At 67.9% G+C, this 23230-nt stretch carries 17 protein-coding genes; 5 read left to right on the forward strand and 12 right to left on the reverse strand.

What is annotated here, in order from left to right; genetic code table 11:
* Nucleotides 1-22: 22 nt before the first annotated feature.
* The 3 genes from G5S35_RS00390 to G5S35_RS00400 are packed head-to-tail and all read right to left on the reverse strand — an operon-like array spanning nt 23 to nt 6045.
* A complete protein-coding gene (locus tag G5S35_RS00390; protein ID WP_183038452.1) occupies nt 23-1621 on the reverse strand; it encodes an efflux transporter outer membrane subunit in 1599 nt (532 codons plus the stop codon).
* Nucleotides 1618-2835, reverse strand: a complete 1218-nt coding sequence (locus G5S35_RS00395; protein ID WP_183038453.1) for an efflux RND transporter periplasmic adaptor subunit — start codon at nt 2833-2835, stop codon at nt 1618-1620. The genes G5S35_RS00390 and G5S35_RS00395 overlap by 4 nt, the downstream gene beginning before the upstream one ends.
* A gap of 36 nt (nt 2836-2871) precedes the next feature.
* Nucleotides 2872-6045: an efflux RND transporter permease subunit gene (locus G5S35_RS00400; protein ID WP_074982945.1), complete on the reverse strand. Its 3174-nt coding sequence runs from the start codon at nt 6043-6045 to the stop codon at nt 2872-2874.
* Nucleotides 6046-6891: 846 nt separating this feature from the next.
* Between G5S35_RS00400 and G5S35_RS00405 the strand changes: the two genes are divergently transcribed.
* Together G5S35_RS00405 and G5S35_RS00410 are read left to right on the forward strand one after the other, a co-directional pair.
* Complete coding sequence (locus G5S35_RS00405; protein ID WP_065061911.1) at nt 6892-7104, forward strand: hypothetical protein; 213 nt, start codon at nt 6892-6894, stop codon at nt 7102-7104.
* A 247-nt stretch (nt 7105-7351) separates the two neighbouring features.
* Nucleotides 7352-8404, forward strand: coding sequence for a serine/threonine protein kinase (locus G5S35_RS00410; protein WP_183038454.1), 1053 nt, complete (start codon nt 7352-7354; stop codon nt 8402-8404).
* A gap of 9 nt (nt 8405-8413) precedes the next feature.
* Here the strand turns inward: G5S35_RS00410 and G5S35_RS00415 are convergent, their stop codons facing one another.
* Nucleotides 8414-10381 carry a DUF3857 domain-containing transglutaminase family protein gene (locus G5S35_RS00415; RefSeq protein ID WP_183038455.1) on the reverse strand — a complete coding sequence of 656 codons (1968 nt, stop codon included), beginning with the start codon at nt 10379-10381 and terminating at the stop codon, nt 8414-8416.
* Nucleotides 10382-10689: 308 nt separating this feature from the next.
* Between G5S35_RS00415 and G5S35_RS00420 the strand changes: the two genes are divergently transcribed.
* The 3 genes from G5S35_RS00420 (at nt 10690) to G5S35_RS00430 (ending at nt 13307) form a co-directional block, all read left to right on the forward strand.
* Nucleotides 10690-11412: a PepSY-associated TM helix domain-containing protein gene (locus G5S35_RS00420; protein ID WP_074983028.1), complete on the forward strand. Its 723-nt coding sequence runs from the start codon at nt 10690-10692 to the stop codon at nt 11410-11412.
* A 344-nt stretch (nt 11413-11756) separates the two neighbouring features.
* Nucleotides 11757-13160 (forward strand): L-lactate MFS transporter, encoded by a 1404-nt coding sequence (locus G5S35_RS00425; RefSeq protein ID WP_065061913.1) that lies wholly within the window; start codon nt 11757-11759, stop codon nt 13158-13160.
* 12 nt (nt 13161-13172) lie between these two features.
* A complete protein-coding gene (locus G5S35_RS00430) occupies nt 13173-13307 on the forward strand; it encodes an MFS transporter small subunit (RefSeq protein ID WP_065061915.1) in 135 nt (44 codons plus the stop codon).
* Nucleotides 13308-13490: 183 nt separating this feature from the next.
* Here G5S35_RS00430 and G5S35_RS00435 read toward each other — a convergent pair whose 3' ends face one another.
* From G5S35_RS00435 to G5S35_RS00470, 8 genes are all read right to left on the reverse strand, one after another.
* Entirely contained in the window at nt 13491-14510 is a 1020-nt protein-coding gene (locus tag G5S35_RS00435; protein ID WP_065061917.1) for an XdhC family protein, read from the reverse strand.
* The gene (locus tag G5S35_RS00440) at nt 14483-15064 is read right to left on the reverse strand and encodes an SRPBCC family protein (protein WP_110325280.1); all 582 of its coding nucleotides are present in this window, start codon (nt 15062-15064) and stop codon (nt 14483-14485) included. The genes G5S35_RS00435 and G5S35_RS00440 overlap by 28 nt, the downstream gene beginning before the upstream one ends.
* Entirely contained in the window at nt 15055-16323 is a 1269-nt protein-coding gene (locus G5S35_RS00445; protein WP_176079608.1) for a vWA domain-containing protein, read from the reverse strand. The genes G5S35_RS00440 and G5S35_RS00445 overlap by 10 nt, the downstream gene beginning before the upstream one ends.
* Before the next feature lie 11 nt (nt 16324-16334).
* Nucleotides 16335-17222 (reverse strand): AAA family ATPase, encoded by an 888-nt coding sequence (locus tag G5S35_RS00450; protein ID WP_065061921.1) that lies wholly within the window; start codon nt 17220-17222, stop codon nt 16335-16337.
* 115 nt (nt 17223-17337) lie between these two features.
* A complete protein-coding gene (locus G5S35_RS00455; RefSeq protein WP_065061923.1) occupies nt 17338-18135 on the reverse strand; it encodes an FAD binding domain-containing protein in 798 nt (265 codons plus the stop codon).
* A gap of 13 nt (nt 18136-18148) precedes the next feature.
* Nucleotides 18149-20596: a xanthine dehydrogenase family protein molybdopterin-binding subunit gene (locus G5S35_RS00460; protein ID WP_074982949.1), complete on the reverse strand. Its 2448-nt coding sequence runs from the start codon at nt 20594-20596 to the stop codon at nt 18149-18151.
* Nucleotides 20597-20610: 14 nt separating this feature from the next.
* A complete protein-coding gene (locus tag G5S35_RS00465) occupies nt 20611-21123 on the reverse strand; it encodes a (2Fe-2S)-binding protein (RefSeq protein ID WP_074982950.1) in 513 nt (170 codons plus the stop codon).
* A gap of 523 nt (nt 21124-21646) precedes the next feature.
* Entirely contained in the window at nt 21647-23053 is a 1407-nt protein-coding gene (locus tag G5S35_RS00470; protein WP_065061929.1) for a branched-chain amino acid transporter BcaP, read from the reverse strand.
* Between the last annotated feature and the right edge of the window lie 177 nt (nt 23054-23230).

A 23230-nucleotide genomic window follows, 5' to 3' on the forward strand; every position in this document is an offset into this window, starting at 1 on the left:
GGTTTTGCGTGCTGCGACAGCGTCAGTTGTGCGAAGGAGCGGACGAAGCAGAGGAAGAGGCCGCGTCGCTGGTTGCGCGAGCAACCGAAGCCGACGCCGAAGCCGACGCCGAAGCCGACGCCGAAGCCGACGTCGGCGCGTCCCCATCGACCGAATCCAGCGCCGCCGCGCGCCATCCGCCGCCAAGCGCCTTCACGAGCGCGACGCTCGCCGCAAGCCGCCGCCGCGCGATCGCCACCGCCTGCCGCTCGTTGGACAGTGTCGTGGTCTGCGCGACCACCACATCGAGATACGTGATCGCACCGTTCTTGTAGCGATCCTCGACGATCGCCAGCGTGCGCTTCGCGGCGTCCACCGCGCGATCCTGCGCCACGGCTTCCTGTTCGAGCACGCGCAGCGCCGCGAGGTTGTCCTCGACCTGGCCGAACGCGTCGAGCACGGTTTGCCGATACTGCGCGACGCTGGCGTCGTATTGCGCGCGCGCCTCGTCGCGCACCGCCTCGCGTCCGCCGAAGTCGAGCAGCGTGCCCGCGAGCGCCGGGCCGAGCGACCAGAAGCGCGCGGGCGCGACGAGCCATTGGCTGTAGTTCGTCGCCTCCAGACCGCCCGTCACCGCGAGCATCAGGCTCGGGAAGAACGCCGCCGTGGCCACGCCGACCTGCGCATTGGCGGCGGCCACGCGACGCTCGGCGGCGGCGATGTCGGGGCGGCGCTCCAGCAGCGTCGACGGTACGCCGGGCGGCGAGGCGAACGGTTGCGCCGAGAGCGGCGCGCCGGGCAGCACAGCGAGCGTGAACGTGGAAGGCGGCTGTCCCGTGAGAATCGCGATGGCGTGTTCGAGCTGCGCGCGCTGCACGCCGAGATCGATCGCCTGCGCCTCGGTGGTCTGCAATTGCGTCTGCGCCTGGCCGACATCGGCGTCGGTGGCGATGCCGCCGTCGTAGCGATGCTGCGTGAGCGCGAGCGACTCGCGATAGGCGGCGAGCGTGTCGTCGAGCAACTGGCGCTCGCGGTCGATGCCGCGCAGTTCGAAATAATCGGTCGCGAGTTCGGCCTGCATCGAGAGCAGCACGGCCTGCATGTCCGCGGCGCTCGCCTGCGCGTTGGCGCGCGCGCTTTCGACGCTGCGCGCGACGCGTCCCCAGACGTCGGGTTCCCAGGTGGCGTCGAGGCCCACGCTGTAGTCGTTGATCGTGCGCCCGGCCTTCGAGGTGTACGCGAGGTTCTCCGAGGTGCGCGCGCGCGAAAAGTCGCCGCCGGCGGTCACGACCGGAAAGAAGCTGGAGCGTTGCTGCGCGACGTTCGCGCGGGCCGCGCGAAAGCGCGCCTGTGCGGCCTGCACGTTCTGGTTCGCTTCGGCGACGCGGGTTTCCAGTGCGTCGAGTTCGGTGTCGCCGTAGATCTGCCACCACGCGCCGCGCGGCGCGCCGTCGGCGGGCTGCGCGAGCGCCCAGCCGGTGCCGTCGAGCGCTTTCGCGTCGGCGTCGGTTTCCTTGTAAGTGGCGGCGACCTGCGCCGTCGGCCGTACGTAGTCGGGGCCGACCTTGCAGCCGGCGACGAGCGCGCTCACGCCGACGATGCACAAGGCCCGCGCGGCGAGATCGAGAAAGCGCCGCGTCATGATCCCTCCGACTCCGAACCGGCGGGCGCGGCTTTCTTCGCGTTCGGCTCGACGATGCGCACCGGCGTGCCGTCGACGATCGAATCCTGCGGATTGACGATCACGCGCGCCTGCGCGCCGAGTCCGTCGGCGACGGCCACGCGCGTGCCGAAGTCGGTGCCGAGCGTCACCGTCACGAGCTTCACGCGATCGTTTGCATCGACGGTCGCGACCATCACGCCATGCGGCCGGAACAGAAACGCATTGCCGGGCAGCGTGAGCGGCGTCGCCGCGCCGTCGAGCGCGAAATGCACCTGCGCGTAGGCGCCGGGCAGCAGCGTGCCATCGGCGTTGTTCACGTCGACTTCGACGAGCATCGTGCGCTGCTGCGGATCGACCGCGCCCGCCGAGCGCGCAATCACGCCCGGATAGCGCGCGCCCTGCGTTTCGTTGAGCGTCAGATACGCGTGCGCGCCGGGCCGGATCTGCTGCGCGTACGCTTGCGGCACGTTCGCATAGACGCGCAGCCGGTCGGCCTGCGCCACATGAAACAGCTCCTTTTGCGGACCGCCCGAACTGCCCGCGTCGATCAGCGCGCCGACGTCCACGTTGCGCGCCGTGACGATGCCGTCGAACGGCGAGGTCACGCGCTGATACGACTGCAACTGCGTGAGCCGGGACACGTTGAAACGCGCCGCGTCGAGCGTGGCTTTTTTCGCCAGCATGTCGCCGACCTTTTCGTCGGTTTCCTGCTTCGAGACCGAGCGGTTTTGCAGCATCTGCGTCCAGCGGTCGGCGGTGGTTTTCGCGAGCGCGTAATTGGCCTCGGCGTTCGCGAGATCGGCGCGCGCCGCGCGCAACTGATCGTCCACTTCGGGCGCGTCGATTTCCGCGAGCAACTGACCCGCCTTCACATGCGCGCCGATATCGACGTACCACTTGCGCAGATAGCCGTTGGTGCGCGCGTAAATGGGCGTGTCAAGAAAGGCCTGCACGTTGCCCGGCAGCACGAGATCGAGCGCGTGTTGCGAACGCTGCGGCGAGACCACCTGCACGCTCAGCACGCTTGCATGCTGCGCGTCCTGTTCGAGCGCCGCGTGCGCGCTGTGGCGCGACCAGATGCCTTGCGCCGCGAGCGCGATCACGACGAGCGCGGCGACGGCCAGCGGCCAGCGGCGCGTGCGGCGATGTTCGCGAGGTTCACGAGAATCGGGAGGCGGCGCGTCAGCGTGCATGATCGGTCGGCGTGAAAGTGAGAAGGGGAGAAGTCGTCATGGTTTCGGTACGACGTGTTCGATGGCGCGCTGGCGGCGCGCGGCGAGCTTGCGATAGACGAGCGAGAACACCACGGGCACGAACACCAGCGTCGCGAGCGTGCCCACGAGCAGGCCGCCGATCACCGCGCGCCCGAGCGGCGCGTTCTGCTCGCCGCCTTCGCCGAGCCCGAGCGCCATCGGCACCATGCCGATCACCATCGCGAGCGCGGTCATCAACACGGGACGAAAGCGCGTGAAGCCCGCTTCGATGGCCGCGCGCGCGGCGTCGCCATGTTCGCGCAACTGCTCGCGCGCGAAGCTGATGACGAGAATCGAATTCGCAGTGGCGATGCCGATACACATGATCGCGCCCGTGAGCGCGGGAATGGAGAGCGTGGTGTGCGTGAGAAACAGCATCCAGACGATGCCCGCGAGCGCGCCCGGCAGCGCCGTGATGATGATGAACGGATCGAGCCACGACTGGAAATTCACCACGATCAGCAGATAGACGAGCACGATCGCGAACACGAGTCCGCCGAACAATCCGGAGAACGAGTCGTTCATCGTCTGCACCTGGCCGCGCAACTCGATGGCCGAGCCCTTGGGCAACTGGGCGCGCGAGTTGTCGATGATCCTGCGGATGTCGTCGGAGACCGCGCCGAGATCGCGGCCGTCGGCGCTGCCGTAAATATCGACGGCGGTCTGCGCGTTGTAGTGCGAGACCACGGCCTCGCCCGCCTCGCGCTGCATGCTCGCGAGCGAGCCGAGAATATTGCTGCGGCCGTTCGCGGTGAGCGGAATGTTGGCGAGCGACTGGAGCGAATCGATCGTGTATTGCGGTGCTTCCGTGACCACGTTGTAGCTCACGCCGTTCATCGGATTGAGCCAGAACGTGGGCGTGGTCTGCTGGCTGCCCGAGAGCGTGATGAGCAGATCGCTCGCGATGTCCTTCTGCGTGAAGCCCGCCTGTTGCGCGCGCGTGCGATCGACGTCGATGAAGATGCGCGGCAGGTCGGCGGGCTGCTGGATGCGCGCGTCGGCGAGACCGGGCACGCTGCGCAGCTTCGCGAGCAGGCGCGCGGCGAAGGCGCGGTTGGCGGTGGCGTCGCGGCCCGTGATCTGCACGTCGATAGGCGCGGGCATGCCGAAGTTCAGCGTCTGGCTCACGATATCGGCGGGCAGAAAGGCGAACTGCACGCCGGGGAATTCGTCGTTGAGCGTGCGGCGCAAGCTGCGCACGTAGTCCGCGGTCGGATGATGGTCTTCGTTCAGCGAGATCAGCACGTCGGCGTCCGAGGTGCCGATGGTGCCGGTGTTGCTGTACGAGAGATTGATGCCCGACACCGGCAGGCCGATGTTGTCGATGATCGAATGCAGCTCGCGCGCGGGAATCAGCGCGCGAATGCGCGCGTCGACGCGGTCGGTGAGCACCGCCGTTTCTTCCACGCGCATGCCGGTCTTCGCGCGCAGATGCAGCGCGATGGTGCCCGCATCGACTTGCGGAAAGAAGTCGCGTCCGAGGAAAGGCATCAGCAGCAGCGAGGCGCCGCAACAGGCCAGAAAGAGCGTGACGAAGCCCACGGGATGCGCGACGCGCGCCGCGAGAAACGCGCGATAACGCCCGCGCGTGCGCTCGAAGCCGCGTTCGAACGCGAGGTGCACGCGCATGAACGGATTGCGCGTGGTTTCGTGATGAAGGTCCGCGCTCTTGTGATGGCGCAGCAGGTATTTCGCGAGTGTCGGCACCAGCGTGCGCGAGAAGAAGTACGAGGCGAGCATCGCGAACACCACGGCTTCCGCGAGCGGAATGAACAGATAGTGCGCGACGCCCGTGAGCAGGAACATCGGCACGAACACGATGCAGATCGAGAGCGTGGACACCAGCGTGGGAATCGCGATCTGATGCGCGCCGTCGAGAATCGCCTGTTCGAGCGTCTTGCCCTGTTCGAGTTGCTGGCTGATGTTTTCGATGGCGACCGTTGCGTCGTCAACGAGAATGCCGACGGCGAGCGCGAGGCCGCCGAGCGTCATGATGTTGATGGTTTCGCCGAGCGCTGCGAGCGCGATGATCGAGGTGATCATCGAGAGCGGAATCGACACGGCGATGATGAGCGTCGCGCGCCAGTTGCCGAGAAACAGCAGGATCATCAGCGCGGTGAGCGCGGCGGCGATCAGCGCCTCGCGCAGCACGCCCTTGATCGAGGCGCGCACGAACAGCGACTGGTCCGCGACCGGGTCGATGTTCAGCGACGACGGCACGAGGTTGCGCAGTTGCGGCATCATCGCCTTGATGCGGTCGACGATGTCGAGCGTCGAGGTGTTGCCGCTCTTGTTGATGGTGAGCAGCGCGGCGCGCTGGCCGTCCACGCGCACGATGTTGGTCTGCGGCACGAAGCCGTCGCGCACGTGCGCCACGTCGCGAATGTAGACCGTGCCGCTCGCCGTGGTTTTCACGGGGATGTCGTTGAGGCCCGCGATGGTGTCGGGGCTCGCGTTCATCAGCACCGAATACTCGGTCGCGCCGATCTTCGCGGTGCCCGACGGCAGAATCAGATTCTGCGTGCTGATCGCGCTGACGACGTCCATCGGCGAGAGATTGTGCTGCTGCAATTCGCGCTGGTCGATGTCGACCATGATCTGCCGCTGCTTGCCGCCATACGGCAGCGGCGCGCTCGCGCCCGGCACGGTGGCGAGCTGCGTCTTGAGGAAGTTGTTGCCGTAGTCGAACAGTTCCTGCTCGGTGAGTTGCTGCGAGGACAGCGAGAGCCGCAGGATCGGCACGGTCGAGGCGTTGTAGCGCAGGATGTTCGGCGGCGTGATGCCGGGCGGCAGCTGGCGCAGTTGCGTCTGCGAGAGCGCGGTGACTTCGGCGAGCGCTTCCTGCACGTTCGCGTGCGGCTGGAAGAAAATCTTCACGATCGCGATGCCGTTGAGCGACGTCGATTCGGTGTGCTCGATGTCGTTCACGGCCACGGAAAGCCCGCGCTCGTAGTTGAGCGCGATGCGCCGCGACATCTCGTCGGCGGGCAGGCCCGTGTAGGTCCAGATGACCGAGAGCACGGGAATGTCGATGTTCGGGAAGATGTCCGTGGGCGTGCGCACGATCGTCAGCGGCCCGACGATCAACAGCAGCAACGCGAGCACGACGAACGTATACGGGCGCTTGAGTGCGAGCCGGACGATCCACATGGAACAGCGATTCCTTCGCTCAGGGCGATGCGCCGCGCCGATGCGTGCGCAGCGCGCGCGCCTGGTCCGGACGGCTTGTGTTTATCTGGTGGTGGTCCGATCGCTATCGGGGGTGGTCGGTGGCGGCTCGCCCTTGCGGCGCGCCGTTTGTCTCCTTGGGACTGGACTATAGCGCCTGCGCGCGCCCGTGTGCACCCGTGTTGCAGCCTCGCTGCATGGGGGTTTCACGCGTGGCGCACCGGCTTCGGCGGCTGGGCGCGTGCTCGCGTATGGGGCTGCGTGTGTGCTTGCGCGTGCTTGCGTGTGCTTGCGTGCGCTCGTGTGCGTGTTCTTTCGCGTGGACGTGTGTGCCGGCGCACTTCGCGTGCCGAACGCGAAAGGGTGGAAAGGCGGGCGCCGGTTCACCATCTGGTACAGTCAGCGTCTCGTAAGTGTTGTGGGCGACGCAATCGCGCAACGCGAGACGGGTCTTCGCGGCCCGGGCGGGATTCGCCGAACAGCGCCACGGAATACGCTGTATTCGACGCTGCACGAAGGCGCGCGGCGTGCGAAAGTAACAGCATGCCCGTCTGCGGCGGGCTTTGCCATTGTTCGGCCCCCTATTTTTTTGCTTTGCGGGCGTGCCCAAACAGGCAACAATGGGGAAACCGGTTGGCCCAAAACGCGCTTGCACAGCGAATCCGAAGCTGCATGCCGTGGTGAACGCAATCGTGCATGCCGTCGTGCACGCGGGCCGTCGGAGCAGGTTGGATGCATGCGCAACCTGGTGGTGTGCGCAGCGGTTTTTGTCAGTACAGTGACCGGTCTTTCCTGCGGGAAAGCCGGCAATGGGAACGGGGAAACATCATGCAAATCGGTTCTATCGTCCGCACCGTCCATATCGCCGTGCCCAATGGGGCGCGCGGCATCGTGCAACGTATTCTCGGCGACATGGCCATGGTCACGTGGTACAGCGGCGAGCCCGGCGCGTCGAAAGAGCTCAATACCGAGCCCTTTTTTCTCGAAGATCTGATCGACACGGGCGAGCACGTCATGCCCGCCGGCGCGAAAGTCCACTGAGCGCCACTGCGCCTCGCGGGCCGATCCCCGGCCCGTCTGCGCGCGCGCCGCTGTCTGTCGCTGTCTGCCTCTGCCTGCGCGCGTGCCACGCGCGATCTAAGCGAGATCTACGAAAAGGGGCTTGCCCCCACTGCCTGCCTGGCCGTCCGGTTTAACGTTTGACTGCGCGGCCGCGCGGCAACCAAACCTTCCCCGACCCCCACGTTTGCGGCTCGCCGCCGCGCTCCGCAAGATGCACAATGCGGGGATGAACGACGATACCTCCTTCCCCTCCGACGAGCCGCAACCGGCGGATTCGGCCGATTCGGCCCAGGCCGCACCTTACGCGCGCCTGACGCCCGAGTGCGTGCTCGACGCCGTCGACAGCGTGCTGATGCCCGCGGGCGAGCGCACCGATGGCCGCATGCTCGCGCTCAACAGCTACGAAAACCGCGTCTATCAGGTCGGCGTCGAAGACGCGCAGCCGCTGGTCGCGAAGTTCTACCGCCCGCAGCGCTGGAGCGACGAAGCGATTCTGGAAGAGCACGCCTTCGTGGCCGAACTCGCCGCGCGCGAGATTCCGGCCGTGCCCGCACGCGTGCTGGAGGGCCGTTCGCTGCATGAATTCGAGGGCTTTCGCTTCGCGCTGTTCGAACGGCGCGGCGGCCGCGCGCCCGAACTCGACCGCAGCGACGTGCTCGAATGGATCGGCCGATTCATCGGACGGATCCACGCCGTGGGCGCGACGCAGCCGTATCGCGCGCGGCCGTCCATCGACATTCAGAGCTACGGCTACGAGCCGCGCGACTGGCTGATCGAGCACGACTTCGTGCCCGCCGACGTGCGCGGCGCGTGGCAGGCCGCGATCGGGCTCGCGCTCGAAGGCGTCGAAGCGGCGTTCGAGCGCGCGGGCGACGTGCGCCAGTTGCGTCTGCATGGCGACTGCCATCCGAGCAACGTGCTCTGGACCGACGCCGGCCCGCATTTCGTCGACTTCGACGACAGCCGCATGGGTCCCGCCGTGCAGGATCTGTGGCTGCTGCTGCCCGGCGACCGCGAAGGCGCATCGCGCGCGCTCGCCGAGCTGCTCGCGGGCTACGAGGATTTCAGCGAATTCGATCCGCGCGAACTGCATCTGATCGAAGCGCTGCGCACGCTGCGCCTCATCCACTATTCGGCGTGGCTCGCGCGCCGCTGGCACGATCCCGCGTTTCCGGCCGCGTTTCCGTGGTTCAACACGCAGCGCTACTGGGAAGAGCGCATTCTCGAATTGCGCGAGCAGATCGGTGCGATGCAGGAAGGGCCGCTCTGGCCGGTTTGACGATCGCGCCTAGTCCGCGCCCGTTTCGGGCGTCAACAAGGGCTTCGACGCGGGCTTCACGATCAACTGCGCGCGCAGGTCGCGCGCCATCGTTTCGAAGGCCGGACGCATCTGCGTGAATTCGTCGGCGCTGCAGACGTCGCTTGCGAAATGCGTGCGTCCGGTGCGCGTCACGCGCAACACGTTCGCCTGCGCGTCGAGCCGATACTGCGAGCGGTAATCGACGAAAGCGTTGTCGGCCTGTTGCGGCGACGGCACGTCGAGCACGCGCAGGCTCGCGGGCAGCGCAATGCGCGCGCGTTCGGTCATCTCCACGTTGCGGCACACGAACGGCTGCGTGCGGCGCGTCTCGCCGAGCCAGTAGCGCAGATTCGCGTCGAGCCCGCCCACGAGGCTCGTGAGCGTCGGCACCGGCGTGGTCATCTGCGGATCGACGAAGCCGTCCAGCGTGCCCGTGAGCGTGACGACGAGCGGGCCGCCCGTCGCGTCCAGCGGACTCGACGCGAGCGTGGCGCTGCCGCGCAGATTCGCGTTGCGCAATTCCCATTGCAGCGATTCCTCGCGCTGCGCGGGCGTTTGCAGACGCAGCACGCTGCGCGTCTGCTCGGCGGCCCAGCCTTCCGATTGCAGGCGATAGACGAAGCGCGCCGAGCCGTCGGCCGCCACGGTGATGTCGAGATCGCTGTCGCGCGTGGTGGTGGCGGTGGCGGGCGTGCTCATCAGCGAGCCGTCGCCGGCCAGCACGGTCTGGCGGTTCATGTCGGTCGACGGCAGATAGCCGAACTCGACGTTGCTCGCGGTGGAGTCGGCGAACATCTGCAAGCCCGGCAGCCACGTGATGACGTGATTGATCACGCCGAAGCCGGGCACGGCGGGCAGCGTGTAGATCGTGCCGCTGTTGAGGAGCGCGGGCGTGTTGCGCACGCCCACGGCGTCGAGCAGCGCGCCGTAGAGCGCCACGTGGTCCTTGCAGTCGCCGTAGCGGTTCGCGAGCACCTCGCTCACGCGATGCGGCACGATCTCGCCGCGCCCGATGTTCATCGCCACGTAGCGGATATTGCGGCGCACCCAGTCGTAAAGCGTCTGCGCTTTCGCGCGTTCGGTGGCGTCGCGCGCAGTGAGCGTGCGCGCGAGCTGCACGACGGCGGGGTCGCGCGCGCTCGCGTCGACGGCCGCTTCGCGATAGACGCGCGCGAACGCCGCGTAGTCGGGGAAGGTGGAGACCATCAGCCGGTCGCCGTAGCTTACGTAGGAAACCGAACCATATTCGAGGCGGCCGAAATTGCGCTTGTCGTAGCGGAATTCGTAGCGTGTGCGGCCGCGCGCGGTGACGGGTGCAATCGACGTGAAACCGCGCGCGTCGGCGTAGAGCGGCACGTTCGCGGGCAGGTCGTAGATCACGCGGAAGTTATGCGTGGGCGCCATGTCGGGCGGCGTGAAGTCGCTGAACCAGCCGGGCACGAGCGGCACGCGCTGCGTCTTGCGCCAGGTGAGATGCACGCGCGCGCCGGGCTCGACGGCGGGGAACACGATCACCTTGTCCTGCACGTCCTGGAACATCGGCGCGTCGAACGAGCGCACTTCCTGCACATCGCGGATCTGGTCGGGACGCACGTCGTGACGGCCGCCCCGGGCGTCCTCGGTCCACGCGTCGAGAATCTCGACGTGCGCCATCTCGCGGTTGAACCACACGTAATACTGGCCCGCGCGCGCGATGCCCGCTTCGGTGTTCACGCGCAGCGTGAGCGTGTCGGTCTTGGTGTAGGAGCCGTCGGCGTTGATCGTGAAGGTCTGGGTTTCCGCCTCGTTGGTGTAGGGCGCCTGCTCGGCGGCGTCGGATGCGGCGACGGTCGCGACAGTCGCCACGGTCGCCACCGCCGCGCTCGCGGCCGGTTCGAACGGCGAGCGCAATTCGGCCGCTCTCGCGCCGCCGGGCGTCGCGAGCAGGGCAAGGCAAACAACGAGGACGTAGCGCATGGCGGCCTTCTGGGGGCTTCGCTGCGGTTGATGGGGGCGTGCCGGGTCGATTGTGCGTCGCCTGCTCGATGGGCTTTTTGCGCCGGCCATGCGCGTTTTTGCGCCATCCCCTCACTTAAAAGTCATGCTATTCGCTTGTCAAGCGCCGCCGCCGTCCCAGCGTGCGGACGGCCGCACGGCGGGTTTCGCGGCGGCCCGGCTTTCGAATATGTAATAATAACTATTCTCATTTGTAAGCTTGGCTGCGGCGCATGGCGCGGCGCCGTGTCTGGAGTGCTCCCGTGAATGCCCGTGTCGACGAGATCGCGATCGAATCGCCTTCCGCCCGCAATGCCGCCAATCCGTCCGCTAATGCGTCAGGTGGTGCGTCCACCAGACCGCTCGACGCTGCCGATCGCGCCGCGCGTCGCCAGCGCTCGCGCCGCGCGACCTTCATCAAATGGCTGCGCAAGGTGCACGGCTGGGTGGGCCTGTGGGGCGCGGTGCTCGGTCTGCTGTTCGGCGTGACCGGTTTCCTGCTCAACCATCGCGCGGGGCCGATGAAGATTTCGTCGGGCGCGCCGCAGGTCAAGGAGATGCAGGTGGCGCTGCCCGGGGAGCGGCCGCCGTCGCCCGAGGCGCTCGCGCACTGGCTGCAGCGCGAACTCGCCTTCGACGGCAAGCCCGGCAAGATCCGCCGCGAGAAGGCGCATCCGGTCGCGTGGGGCGACCGAAGCGTGGTGCAGCCCGAATCGTGGCAATTCGCGCTGATGGGGCCGCGCCAGAGTCTCGCCGTCGAGTACTGGGTGGGCAACAACACGGTCTCGGTGCGGCGCACGCAGAGCGCCTTCTTCGCCACGCTCAACAATCTGCACCGCGGCGTGGGCATGGGCATCGGCTGGGTGCTGTTGATGGACACCATCGCGGGCAGCCTGATCCTGCTCTCGCTGACGGGCGTGCTGCTGTGGACCGAACTGAACAAGCGCCGCACGATCGGCGTGGTGCTGGTCGCCGGATCAGTGGCCGCCGCCTTCGCCGTCGGGTTGCTTTGACGCCACGCGTCGCTAACGATTTACCCTGAGCCGCGCGATCCACGCGCGGCGCAAATATCGCGCGATTCCCGTTCACAGGGCCGCAGTCAAGCGCTTTTCTTCGCTCTCCTGTCCTCCGTCATGGGCTTGTTCGGCCCATATGCATTTCTGTCTCATATTGCCAACACTCGCGCCGGGCACTAACGTTCGGGCGTGCCGAGCTTTCGGCATGTAAGCGCTTCGTGCGCGCACGCAGGAAAACCATCGCTACGGGGACCCATTCAGCGATTGCCGGCCGCCTTCGAGGCGGCGCCGGCACGTGCGCGCACGGCATGACGTATTTAGCTTCCCAAGGAGACCGACCAATGAGCAGCGTTGCGGATTCGACGCGCGGCACCGCACCCGCACCCTTCTTCTCTAAGGAGGCCACCATTGCACCGCCCGGCTTTTCGCGCTGGATGGTGCCGCCCGCCGCGCTCGCGGTGCATCTGTGCATCGGCCAGGCGTACGCCTTTTCGGTGTTCAACTCGCCGCTGACGAAAGTGATCGGCGTGACGCAGTCGTCGCCCGACGACTGGACGCTCACCTCGCTCGGCTGGATCTTCTCGCTCGCGATCGTGTTCCTCGGCCTGTCCGCCGCGTTCGGCGGCAAGTGGCTCGAACGCGTCGGCCCGCGCCGCACGATGTTCACGGCGGCCTGCTGCTTCGGCGGCGGCTTCCTCGTCTCGGCGCTCGGCGTGTATCTGCATCAGATCGTGCTGCTGTATCTCGGCTATGGCGTGATCGGCGGCATTGGGCTGGGCCTCGGTTATGTTTCGCCGGTTTCGACGCTGATTCGCTGGTTCCCGGACCGCCGCGGCATGGCGACCGGCCTCGCGATCATGGGCTTCGGCGGCGGCGCGATGATCGCCGCACCGCTCTCCGTGATGCTGATGAAGCACTTCTCGAGCGACACGAGCGTCGGCGTCGCGCAGACCTTCGTGGTGCTGGGCATCGCCTACTTCATCTCGATGACGATCGGCTCGATCGCGATCCGCGTGCCCGCGCCGGGCTGGCAGCCCGCAGGCTGGACGCCGCCCGCGACCAGCGGCAAGCTCGTTTCGCGCTCGCACGTGCATATCGACCAGGCGCTCAAGACGCCGCAGTTCTACCTGATCTGGCTGGTGCTGTTCCTGAACGTGACGGCCGGCATCGGCATTCTCGGCCAGGCCTCGGTGATGATCCAGGAAAGCTTCAAGGACACCGTGACGGCGGGTGCCGCGGCGGGCTTCGTCGGCCTGCTCTCGCTCTTCAACATGGGCGGACGTTTCGTCTGGGCCTCGGCGTCGGACTGGGTCGGCCGCAAGAACACGTACTTCATCTTCTTCGTGTTCGGCGCGGTGCTGTACTACGCGGTGCCGCAGTTCGCGCAGAGCGGCAACATCGTGTTCTTCGTGCTCGCGTACTGCCTGATCCTCTCGATGTACGGCGGCGGTTTCTCGACCGTGCCCGCGTATCTCGCGGACATGTTCGGCACGGCGTTCGTCGGCGGCATTCACGGCCGTCTGCTGACCGCGTGGGCGGCGGCGGGCGTGGCGGGTCCGGTGCTCGTGAACTACGTGCGCGCGTATCAGGTGGCGCACGGCGTGGCGAAGGCCGACGCCTACACGATGACCGTGCACATCATGGCCTCGCTGCTGGTGGTCGGTTTCATCTGCAATCTGCTGGTGCGCCGCGTCGACGAGAAGCATCACATGAGCGACGCGCAACTCGCGGCCGCCGGTAAATAAGGAGCGACCATCATGACGAATGCAGCCGTGCAAACCACGAAGTCCTCGAACAAGGCGCTGATGGCGGTGTTCTGGCTTTACGTGCTGGTGCCGCTCGTGTGGGGCGTGACGAACACGCTCGCGCAGGCGATGAAGCTGTTCGGCTAAGCCGCCAATCGGCGTGGTTTAGCGACAAGACAACGATGACAGGCGCCCGCCGAGGGCGCGCAATTTGCTGCATCCCGCAGCACTCTACGGGCCGCCGACGCAAGTCGCGGCCCGTTTTTCATGCGCGCGCCGCGGTGTCGCGCGTGCTGCGTCGAGCCGAACGCGGCCGAAACCGCGCGCGCCTCACACGTGACACGAACCGGCACTCGCAGCCTGCTCGCGCGCGGCCTTCGCGCCTTCGACCTGCAGGATCGTCGGCAGCGAGACGCCGTTCTTCGCCGCCGTGACTTCCGCGAGGATCGACACGGCGATCTCGGGCGGCGTGCGGCTGCCGATATAGATGCCCACCGGCCCGTGCAGCCGCGCGAGTTCCGCCTCGCTCAGATCGAATTCCTTGAGCCGCTCGCGCCGCGCCGCGTTGTTGCGCCGCGAGCCGAGCGCGCCCACGTAGAACGCGGGCGTTTTGAGCGCTTCCATCAGCGCGAGGTCGTCGAGCTTCGGGTCGTGCGTGAGCGCGATCACGGCGCAGCGTTCGTCGAGCTTCATGTCGATCACGGTGTCGTCGGGCATGGTGCGCACGAGCGTCGTGCCGGGCACGTCCCAGACGTCGGTGTATTCCTCGCGCGGATCGCACACGGTCACCTGATAGTCGAGCCCCACGGCGATCTGGCAGAGATAGCGCGACAGCTGCCCCGCGCCGATCACCAGCATGCGATAGCGCGGGCCGTGAATGGTCAGCAGGCGGCGCTCGTCGAAATCGATGCCGTCGGTGGCGCTCGCGGGACCGAGCGTGGCCTGGCCGCTTGCGATGTCGAGCGTGCGCGCGACGAGTTCGCCGCGCTCCACCGCGTCGAGCAGCGCGCGGATGCCCGAGGCCGCGCTGAGCGGTTCGAGCACGAGCTGGATCGTGCCGCCGCAAGGCAGGCCGAAGCGATGCGCTTCTTCGGCGCTGATGCCGTATTTCACGGCTTCGGGTTTCGCGATGCGCACGCCTTCGCGGCGCACGCGCTCGATCAGATCGTCCTCGATGCAGCCGCCGGAGACCGAGCCGGCCACGAGGCCGTCGTCGCGCACGACGAGCATCGCGCCCTCGGGCCGCGGCGACGAGCCCCACGTCTTTACCACCGTCACCAGCAACGCGCGGTGGCCTTCTTCGAGCCAGCGCACGCTGGATTTCAGGACTTCGAGATCCACGCTGTCCATGATCGTTTCCTCTTTTGCGGTTCGTCGCCGGTCGCCGCGGTGTCGTCGGCGCTCGCGGCTGGCGGGTCGGTTGCTGTGCTGTCGTTTTCGTTGCTGGCGGTTTGCTCCGCGTCGCCGCCGAACTGTTCGCCGAAGCGCTTGAAGAACTCGGCGGCGATTTTGCGCGCCGCGCCGTCGACGAGCCGCGAGCCGATCTGCGCGAGCTTGCCGCCGACCTGTGCGCGGGCGGTGTAGCTGAGCGTCGTGGCGTCGTCGCCGGCCGCTTCGAGCGTCACGCGCGCGTCGCCCTTGCCGAAGCCCGCTGCGCCGCCCTGGCCTTCGAACTGGATCGTGTAGCTGCGCGGCGCGTCGATATCGGCGAGCTGCATGCGGCCTTTGAAGCGCGCCTTCACCGGCCCGACAGCGGCGGTCAGCGCGACAGCATACGCGTTTTCGCCGTCGGGCTCGATGCTCTCGCATCCCGGGATGCACGTCTTGAGGATGGCCGTGTCGTTGAGCGCTTCCCACGCGCGCTGCTGCGGCACCGGCAGCGTGTGGGTTTCGGTCAGCTCCATCGTGTGGCTCCTTGATGTGGCGCGCGCGGCGGCGGCGTCTCGCGCAGACTGCGCCCGAGCGCTTCGAGGCAGTCGAGGTTGTGGACCGGATAATGCGCGTCGACGTGCGGCAGCATCGCCTGCACGCCGCGCGCCTTCGGTGCGAAATCGCGGTAACGCAGCAGCGGATTGAGCCAGACGACGCGATGCGCGAAGCGGTGCAGACGCGCCATTTCGTCGTCGAGCGCGGCGGTGGCGTCGTGGTCGAGGCCGTCTGTGACCATCAGCACGGTGGCGCGGCCGCCGAGCATGCGGCGCGCCCAGCGGCGGTTGAATTCCGCGAGCGTCGCGCCGATGCGCGTGCCGCCCGACCAGTCCGCCACCTGCGCGGCGAGTTGCGCGAGCGCGATGTCGGGATCGCGTTCGCGCAGCGCGCGCGTGGCGTAGGTGAGGCGCGTGCCGAACAGGAACACCTGCAGACGTTCGCGCGATTGCAGCAGCGCGTGGCAGAAGTAGAGCACGGCGCGCGAGTAGGCGCTCATCGACCCGGAGATGTCGAGCAGCAGCACGAGCGGCAGCTTGCGCTCGACGGGCGCGCGGTATTTCCACACGGTCCAGTCGCCGCCCGCGCGCACGGCATGACGCGCGCTCGCGCGCAGATCGGCGTGCGTGCCGCGCGACGAGGTTTTCAGACGCCGCGTGCGCTCGGTCGCGAGCGGCAGCCGGCGCGCGCGGATCAGGTGGCGCAGCGTGCGCCATTCGTCGGCGGTGAGCGTGTCGAAGTCGCGCTGGCGCAGGCGCTCCTCGGCACTGAAGGTCGCGTGCGCGCGCAGTTCGTGCTGTTCGTGCGTTGGGGGCGGGTGCGGCGCGTTCGCGCGCGTGGCGGCCCGCGCGGCGAGCGCGTCGGCGAGACGGTTATTGCGGCGCGGCGGCGGCAGCGCGCCGCGCACCTTCGGCAGCAGCAGCGCGCGCAGCTTGCCTTCCCAGTCGGGATCGCGCCAGAACAGCGCGAACGCGGCGTCGAACAGTTCGCGCTCGTCGGGCGCGGCGGTGAGCAGCGCGGCCAGCGCCGCGCGCACGTCGTCGCGGCGCGCGAGGTCGATGAAGGCGAGCGCGTCGATGGCTTCGGCGGCGCGCGCGCCCGACATCGGCAAGCCCGCGCCGCGCAGCACGCGCACGAAGTGCACGACGTTGCGCGCGAGCATGGGCGGGCCGCCGTGCGCGTCCGATGCGCGGGAAGCGGCGGTGAGCGAAGTGGCAAGCGCGGGCGCGCGCGGCATCGGCATCGACATTACTCCGCGAGCGCGAGCGTGTCGGCGATCCGTTGCGCGTCGAGCTGCGCGAGATCGTCCTGATACTTGAGCAGCACGCCCAGCGTGTCCTGCACCGATTGCGGATCGAGTTCGGTCACGCTGAGCGCGTGCAGCGCGCGGCACCAGTCGATGGTTTCGGCGATGCCCGGCGCCTTGAACAGATCCATCGTGCGCAGTTGATGCACGAAAGCGACGGCGCGGCGTTGCAGATCGGCCGAGGTCTCGCTCGCGCGCGCCGCGACGATGGCGAGTTCGCGCGCGCGATCCGGGTAGCCGAGCCACTGATAGAGACAGCGGCGCTTGAGCGCGTCGTGCACTTCGCGCGTGCGGTTCGACGTGATGACGACGAGCGGCGGCTCGCTCGCGCGCACCGTGCCGTATTCGGGTATCGACACCTGGAAGTCCGAAAGCAGTTCGAGCAGGAAGGCTTCGAACGGCTCGTCGGCGCGGTCGATTTCGTCGATCAGCAGCACGCGGCGCGCGCCCGGATGTTGCGGATCGGGTTGAAGCGCCTGCAACAGCGGACGCTTGAGGAGGAATTCGTCGCGATAGAGCGTGTCGTTGCGCGGCGTGTCGCCGGCGGCTTCGGCGAGGCGCAGCGCCATGATCTGACGCGGATAGTCCCACTCGTAGAGCGCGCTCGCCGTGTCGAGACCTTCGTAGCATTGCAGGCGCAGCAGCGTCGTGCCGCAGAGCGCCGCGGCGGCTTTCGCGAGTTCGGTCTTGCCCACGCCGGGCTCGCCTTCGAGAAACAGCGGGCGCTGCATCTTGAGCGCGAGAAACAGCGCCGTGGCCAGTTCGCGGCTCGCGAAATAGCCCTGCGCTTCGAGTTGCGCGAGCGTGTCGTCGATGGTGGCGGGGAGCATGGCGGCCTTTGACTGCGCGAGCGTTTTCCTTGGTGGCGGGCGGAAGGTGGGCGAGCAGCACCGGCGTCCGCGCGCGCAGAAAGTCGCGCGAACGGACGCCGATTCCCGCACGCGCCTAACCGAGCGCCTTCGTCACCGCGCGCGCCGCGAGCACCGGAATCAGGTGCGCCCGATACTCGGGGCTCGCATGCAGATCGCCGTTCAAGCCGTCCGCGCCGATCGTGACCGCGCGCGCCGCCTGCGCCGTGAAGCTCGCCGTGAGCGCGGTTTCGAGCGCCGTCGCGCGAAACACCGACGGCGCCGCGCCCGTCACGGCCACGCGCACGCCCGAGGCGAACTGCGCCACGAACACGCCCGTCAGCGCGAAGTGCGAGGCCGGATTGCGAAACTTTTCGTAGGCCGAACGTTCCGGAACCGGAAACTCGACGGCCACGATCAGCTCGTCGGGTTCGAGCGCGGTCTCGTACATGCCGAGGAAAAAGTCGTCGGCGGCGATGCGGCGGCGGTCCGTCACCACGGTCGCGCCGAGACCGAGCACGGCGGCGGGATAGTCGGCGGCCGGGTCGTCGTTGGCGAGCGAGCCGCCGAGCGTGCCGAGCGCGCGCACCTGGCGGTCGCCGATATGCGCGGCCAGTTGCGCGAGGCCCGGCAGCGCGTTCTGGATCGGCGCGTTCGCGGCGACGTCGGCATGGCAGACCGCCGCGCCGATCTTCACGACCTTGCCGTCGACCGAGATCGTCTTCAGCTCGGGAATGCGCGTGACGTCGACGAGCGTGGACGGCTGCGCGAGCCGCAGCTTCATCGCCGCGAGCAGGCTCTGTCCGCCCGCGAGGAATTTGGCGTCCGCGTCGGCGGCAATCGCTTTCACGGCGCCTTGCGCGTCGCCCGCGCGCTGGTAGTCGAATGCGTACATGGTGGGCCTCCGCTCAAGGTTGCTGCGACGTGGATTGCGATGACGATTGCGCCGTGGATGACGAAGCGGACGACGAAGCGGACAACGAAGCGGCCTGCATCGCCTGCCACACGCGATGCGGCGTCGCGGGCATCTGCAAGTCCTTCACGCCGAGCGGCGCGAGCGCGTCGAGAATCGCGTTGATGACGGCGGGCGGCGAGCCGATCGCGCCCGCCTCGCCGCAGCCCTTCACGCCGAGCGGATTGTGCGTGCAGGGCGTCCCTTTCGCGGTTTCCACGTTGAACGAGGGCACGTCGCTCGCGTGCGGCATCGCGTAGTCCATGTACGAGCCGGAGAGCAACTGGCCGCTTTCGGTGTCGTAGACGCAGCGCTCGAGCATCGCCTGGCCGATGCCCTGGCCGAGTCCGCCGTGCACCTGGCCTTCGACGATCATCGGATTGATGACGTTGCCGAAATCGTCGACGGCGGTGAAGCGCTGGATGCGCGTCTCGCCGGTGTCGGGATCGATCTCCACTTCGCAGAGATAGGCGCCCGACGGATAGGTGAAGTTGGTCGGGTCGTAGAAGGCGCTTTCGTCGAGGCCCGGTTCGAGCGTTTCGAGCGGATAGTTGTGCGGCACGTAAGCGGCGAGCGAGATTTCCGCGAAGGTCTTGCTGCGGTCGGTGCCCGCGACGCGGAACACGCCGTCGGCGAACTCGATGTCTTCCACGCCCGCTTCGAGCATGTGCGCCGCGATCTTCTTCGCCTTCGCCTCGATCTTGTCGAGCGCCTTCATGATCGCCGAGCCGCCCACGGCGATCGAGCGCGAGCCATACGTGCCCATGCCGAACGGAATGCGCGCGGTGTCGCCGTGCACGATGTCGATCTGCTCGATCGGCACGCCGAGGCGGTCGGAGACCACCTGCGCGAAGGTCGTTTCGTGACCCTGGCCGTGGCTGTGCGAGCCGGTGAACACCGTCACCGAGCCGGTGGGATTCACGCGGATCTCGCCCGCTTCGAACAGGCCCGCGCGCGCGCCGAGCGCGCCCGCGATGTTCGACGGCGCGAGGCCGCACGCCTCGATGTAGCACGAGTAGCCGAGGCCGCGCAGCATGCCGCGCGCCTTCGACGCGTCGCGCCGCGCGGGGAAGCCCTTCACGTCGGCGAGTTCCAGCGCGCGAGAGAGACAGGCTTCGTAGTCGCCGGTGTCGTAGGTGAGGCCGACGGGCGTGGCGTACGGAAACTGCGTGATGAAGTTGCGGCGGCGGATCTCGGCGGGATCGATCCGCATCTCGCGCGCGGCGGTTTCGACCAGCCGCTCGACCACGTAGGTCGCTTCGGGTCGGCCCGCGCCGCGATAGGCATCGACGGGCACGGTGTTCGTGAACACGGCCTTCACCTCGGCGTAGATCGCGGGCGTGGCGTACTGGCCCGCGAGCAGCGTGGCGTAGAGGATGGTCGGCACGCTCGACGCGAACGTCGAGAGATACGCGCCCATGTTCGCCGTGGTGTGCACGCGCATGGCGAGGAACTTGCCGTCCTTGTCGAGCGCGAGTTCGGCCTTCGTCACGTGATCGCGGCCGTGCGCGTCGGAGACGAAGGATTCGCTGCGTTCGGCGGTCCATTTCACCGGACGGCGGATCTGCTTCGAGGCCCATGTGAGCGCCACGTCCTCGGCGTAGAGGAAGATCTTCGAGCCGAAGCCGCCGCCCACGTCGGGCGCGACGATGCGCAGCTTCGTTTCCGGCAGCCCGAGCACGAACGCCGCCATCAGCAAACGCTCGACGTGCGGGTTCTGGTTCGACACGTAGACCGTGTAGCTGTCGTCGTGCTGCGCGTAGCTCGCGTTCACGGCGCGCGGCTCGATCGCGTTCGGCACCAGCCGGTTGTTGACGATGTCGAGCGTGGTGACGTGCGCGGCCTGCGCGAAGGCGGCGTCGGTGGCGGCCTTGTCGCCGTGGCCCCACGTGTAGCAGGTGTTGTTCGGCACGCCGTCGTGCACGAGCGGCTGGCCGTCGTCGGCGGCGCGGGCGGTGTCCGCGGCGGCCGGCAGTTCCTCGTAATCGACCTCGACGAGTTCGGCGGCGTCCTTCGCTTGCTTCCACGATTCGGCGATCACGAGCGCGACCTGGTCGCCCACATGCAGCGCTTTCTCGTGCGCGATCACGGGATGCGGCGGTTCGTGCATCGGCGAGCCGTCGATGCTGTGGATCAGCCAGCCGCACGGCAGGCCGCCCACGCCCGCGGCGGCCACGTCGGCGCCGGTGAACACGGCCACCACGCCGGGCGCGGCTTTGGCGGCGGCGGTGTCGATGCTGCGGATGCGCGCGTGCGCGTGCGGCGAGCGCACGAACACGGCGTAAGTTTGCTGGGGAAGGACGACGTCGTCGGTGTACTGGCCCGCGCCGGTGAGGAAGCGATAGTCTTCCTTGCGCTTCACCGAGGCGCCGATCATGCGCGGCTGGGAGTCGGGTGCGTTCATGGCGGCCTCCCTCGTCACGCCGCCGAAGCGGTGGCGGGTTGCGCGGCGGGCTGCTCCGCGGCCTGCATGGCTTCGGCGCCCTGGAGCACGGCCTTCACGATGTTGTGATAGCCCGTACAGCGGCACAGATTGCCGTCGAGGTTCGCGCGCACGTCCGCTTCGGTCAGGCCCGGACACGCGTGCGCGAGCGCCACCGCGCTCATCACCATGCCGGGCGTGCAGAAGCCGCATTGCAGGCCGTGGCAGTCGCGGAAAGCGGCCTGCATCGGATGCATCGCGCCGTTGGCGGCGAGGCCTTCGATCGTCGTCACGTTCATGCCGTCGCACTGCACGGCGAGCGTGTTGCACGATTTGATCGCGCGGCCGTTCAGATGCACGGTGCACGCGCCGCATTGGGCCGTGTCGCAGCCGACGTGCGTGCCGGTGAGGCGCCGCTGCTCGCGCAGAAACTGGACCAGAAGCGTGTGAGGTTCGATCTCGGCGGTCACGGGCTGGCCGTTGACCGTGAGGCTGAGGCTGATCGCCATGGGCTGTCTCCTGTCGCCCGGAGCGACGCGCGCGCATCGCGCCCGGGTACCACACTCGGTGAGGATCAGGGACCGGCCTGGCCCGCGTTCACCACTTGCCCCGAGATGCCGCCTGCGATCTTTCGTCCGGCGCGCGTCCGAATCGGAAGACGGCGCATGCCGCGGCGCGGATTGGGCGCGCGCGACGAGGACAAAAGCGAGGGCGAAAGCGGGGACGAGGGTCCGGCTGGTGCTGTGCTGTTCAGTGCGTGGAATGCGTGCTGCTGAATTACCGATGCCGTGCTGCTGTATTGCCGTTCTTCCGGCTGCCGCGATGATGCTCGGCACAGTAAAGCACACTTTGCCGATTTACGCTGCGCGGGCTTTTACTCGCCATAAGCGGCGTTTTTCAGCGTTTTTGTACGTGTTTCAGGCGTTTTTTGCACTGCGGCCATGCCGGGCGCGCGCATGAAAAACGGCCCGTCCGGACAGGCCGGAACGGGCCGTTGCAGCGCAGCGAAAGCGCGCCGGGAATGTCGGGCGCTTACTGCTCGTGCGGCTGATGCGCGAGGCGCGAATGGCGGCGCGAGTAGCCGAAGTAAATCGCCATGCCGATCACCAGCCAGACGATGAACGCGATCCACGTCACGCGCGCGAGGTTCAGCATCAGGAACAGGCACGACGCCACGGCGAGGACCGGCACCACCGGCACGCCGGGGCAGCGGAACGCGCGCGGCAGATGCGGGTGCGTCTTGCGCAGCACGAGCACGGCGATCGACACCATCGAGAACGCCGCGAGCGTGCCGATGTTGATCAGCTCGGCGAGCACGTTGAGCGGCACGAGCGCGCCGATCAGGCCGAAGAAGATGCCCACGAGCCAGGTCGTGAAGAACGGCGTGGCGAAGCGCGGATGCACCTTCGAGAGCTTCGCGGGCAGCAGGCCGTCGCGCGACATCGCGTAGATGATGCGGGTCTGGCCGTAGCTCATCACCAGAATCACGGTGAGCATGCCGAGCACGGCGCCGAGGTCGATGAAGCCCGCGACCCACGGCTGGCCCGCGACCTGCAGCGCGTACGACACCGGATGGCCGATGTTGGCGAACTGCGCCGACGGCACGATGCCCGTGACCACGGCCGCGACCGCCACGTAGAGCACCGCGCAGACGGCGAGCGAGGCGATGATGCCGGCGGGCAGATCGCGCTTCGGATTCTTGACTTCCTCGGCGGCGGACGAGACCGCATCGAAGCCGATGAAGGCGAAGAACATCACCGCCGCCGCGCCGAACACGCCGTTCCAGCCGTTGGGCATGAACGGATGCCAGTTCTCGGGCTTGACGTGGAACGCGCCCACGGCGATCACGAGCAGCACGACCGTGACCTTGATCGCGACCATGATGTTGTTGATGCGCGTGGATTCGCGCACGCCGATCGCGAGCAGCGCCGTGATGCCCATCATCACGAGGAAGGCGGGCAGGTTGAACAGCGTGTGCACGCCCGGCACCGCGCCCGGCGCGGCCGTGAGCGCGGCGGGCAGATGCACGCCGAAGCCGCCGAGCAGCGATTGCAGATAACCCGACCAGCCGACCGAGACCGCCGAGCTGGCGAGGCCGTATTCGAGCATCAGATCCCAGCCGATGATCCACGCGATCAGTTCGCCGAGCGTGGCGTACGAATAGGTGTAGATCGAGCCGGCGACCGGGATCGTCGAGGCGAATTCGGCGTACGACAGCGCCGCGAAGCAGCAGGCCACGGCGGCGATCAGGAACGAGACCATCAGCGCGGGGCCGGCCTGCACGGCGCCGGTGCCGGTCAGCACGAAAATGCCGGTGCCGATGATCGCGCCGATACCGAGGAAAGTGAGGTCCAGAGCGCCGAGAGCCTTCTTCAGGCCGGCGCCCTGCGCGCTCGCCTTCAGCATGTTTTCGACGTTCTTCTTGCGAAAGAGGGACATTTGGCGGGGAACTCCAGGTAGAACGCGCGAGGCGCCGATCGGATGGGATCGCGCCTGCGTGCCGTATGTCGGGGAAACCTGCAATTTTATCCGATCGCCGTGTCGGAACCGGCTCAATCGGGTCGGAAGCCGCCGCAAGGCGCAGTCGATTCCGCCGCAAACGGGCGCGGCTGCGCG

This window comes from Paraburkholderia tropica, assembly GCF_014171495.1.
Classification (GTDB): domain Bacteria; phylum Pseudomonadota; class Gammaproteobacteria; order Burkholderiales; family Burkholderiaceae; genus Paraburkholderia; species Paraburkholderia tropica.

Excerpts from the sequence above, each read along its gene's own strand:
- G5S35_RS00435 (WP_065061917.1), bottom strand. The coding sequence starts at position 14,510 with ATGGACAGCGTGGATCTCGAAGTCCTGAAATCCAGCGTGCGCTGGCTC.
- G5S35_RS00465 (WP_074982950.1), bottom strand. The coding sequence starts at position 21,123 with ATGGCGATCAGCCTCAGCCTCACGGTCAACGGCCAGCCCGTGACCGCC.
- G5S35_RS00405 (WP_065061911.1), top strand. The coding sequence starts at position 6,892 with ATGCAAATCGGTTCTATCGTCCGCACCGTCCATATCGCCGTGCCCAAT.
- G5S35_RS00395 (WP_183038453.1), bottom strand. The coding sequence starts at position 2,835 with ATGCACGCTGACGCGCCGCCTCCCGATTCTCGTGAACCTCGCGAACAT.
- G5S35_RS00410 (WP_183038454.1), top strand. The coding sequence starts at position 7,352 with ATGAACGACGATACCTCCTTCCCCTCCGACGAGCCGCAACCGGCGGAT.
- G5S35_RS00455 (WP_065061923.1), bottom strand. The coding sequence starts at position 18,135 with ATGTACGCATTCGACTACCAGCGCGCGGGCGACGCGCAAGGCGCCGTG.
- G5S35_RS00400 (WP_074982945.1), bottom strand. The coding sequence starts at position 6,045 with ATGTGGATCGTCCGGCTCGCACTCAAGCGCCCGTATACGTTCGTCGTG.
- G5S35_RS00425 (WP_065061913.1), top strand. The coding sequence starts at position 11,757 with ATGAGCAGCGTTGCGGATTCGACGCGCGGCACCGCACCCGCACCCTTC.
- G5S35_RS00390 (WP_183038452.1), bottom strand. The coding sequence starts at position 1,621 with ATGACGCGGCGCTTTCTCGATCTCGCCGCGCGGGCCTTGTGCATCGTC.
- G5S35_RS00470 (WP_065061929.1), bottom strand. The coding sequence starts at position 23,053 with ATGTCCCTCTTTCGCAAGAAGAACGTCGAAAACATGCTGAAGGCGAGC.
- G5S35_RS00430 (WP_065061915.1), top strand. The coding sequence starts at position 13,173 with ATGACGAATGCAGCCGTGCAAACCACGAAGTCCTCGAACAAGGCGCTG.
- G5S35_RS00450 (WP_065061921.1), bottom strand. The coding sequence starts at position 17,222 with ATGCTCCCCGCCACCATCGACGACACGCTCGCGCAACTCGAAGCGCAG.
- G5S35_RS00445 (WP_176079608.1), bottom strand. The coding sequence starts at position 16,323 with ATGCCGCGCGCGCCCGCGCTTGCCACTTCGCTCACCGCCGCTTCCCGC.
- G5S35_RS00415 (WP_183038455.1), bottom strand. The coding sequence starts at position 10,381 with ATGCGCTACGTCCTCGTTGTTTGCCTTGCCCTGCTCGCGACGCCCGGC.
- G5S35_RS00440 (WP_110325280.1), bottom strand. The coding sequence starts at position 15,064 with ATGGAGCTGACCGAAACCCACACGCTGCCGGTGCCGCAGCAGCGCGCG.
- G5S35_RS00460 (WP_074982949.1), bottom strand. The coding sequence starts at position 20,596 with ATGAACGCACCCGACTCCCAGCCGCGCATGATCGGCGCCTCGGTGAAG.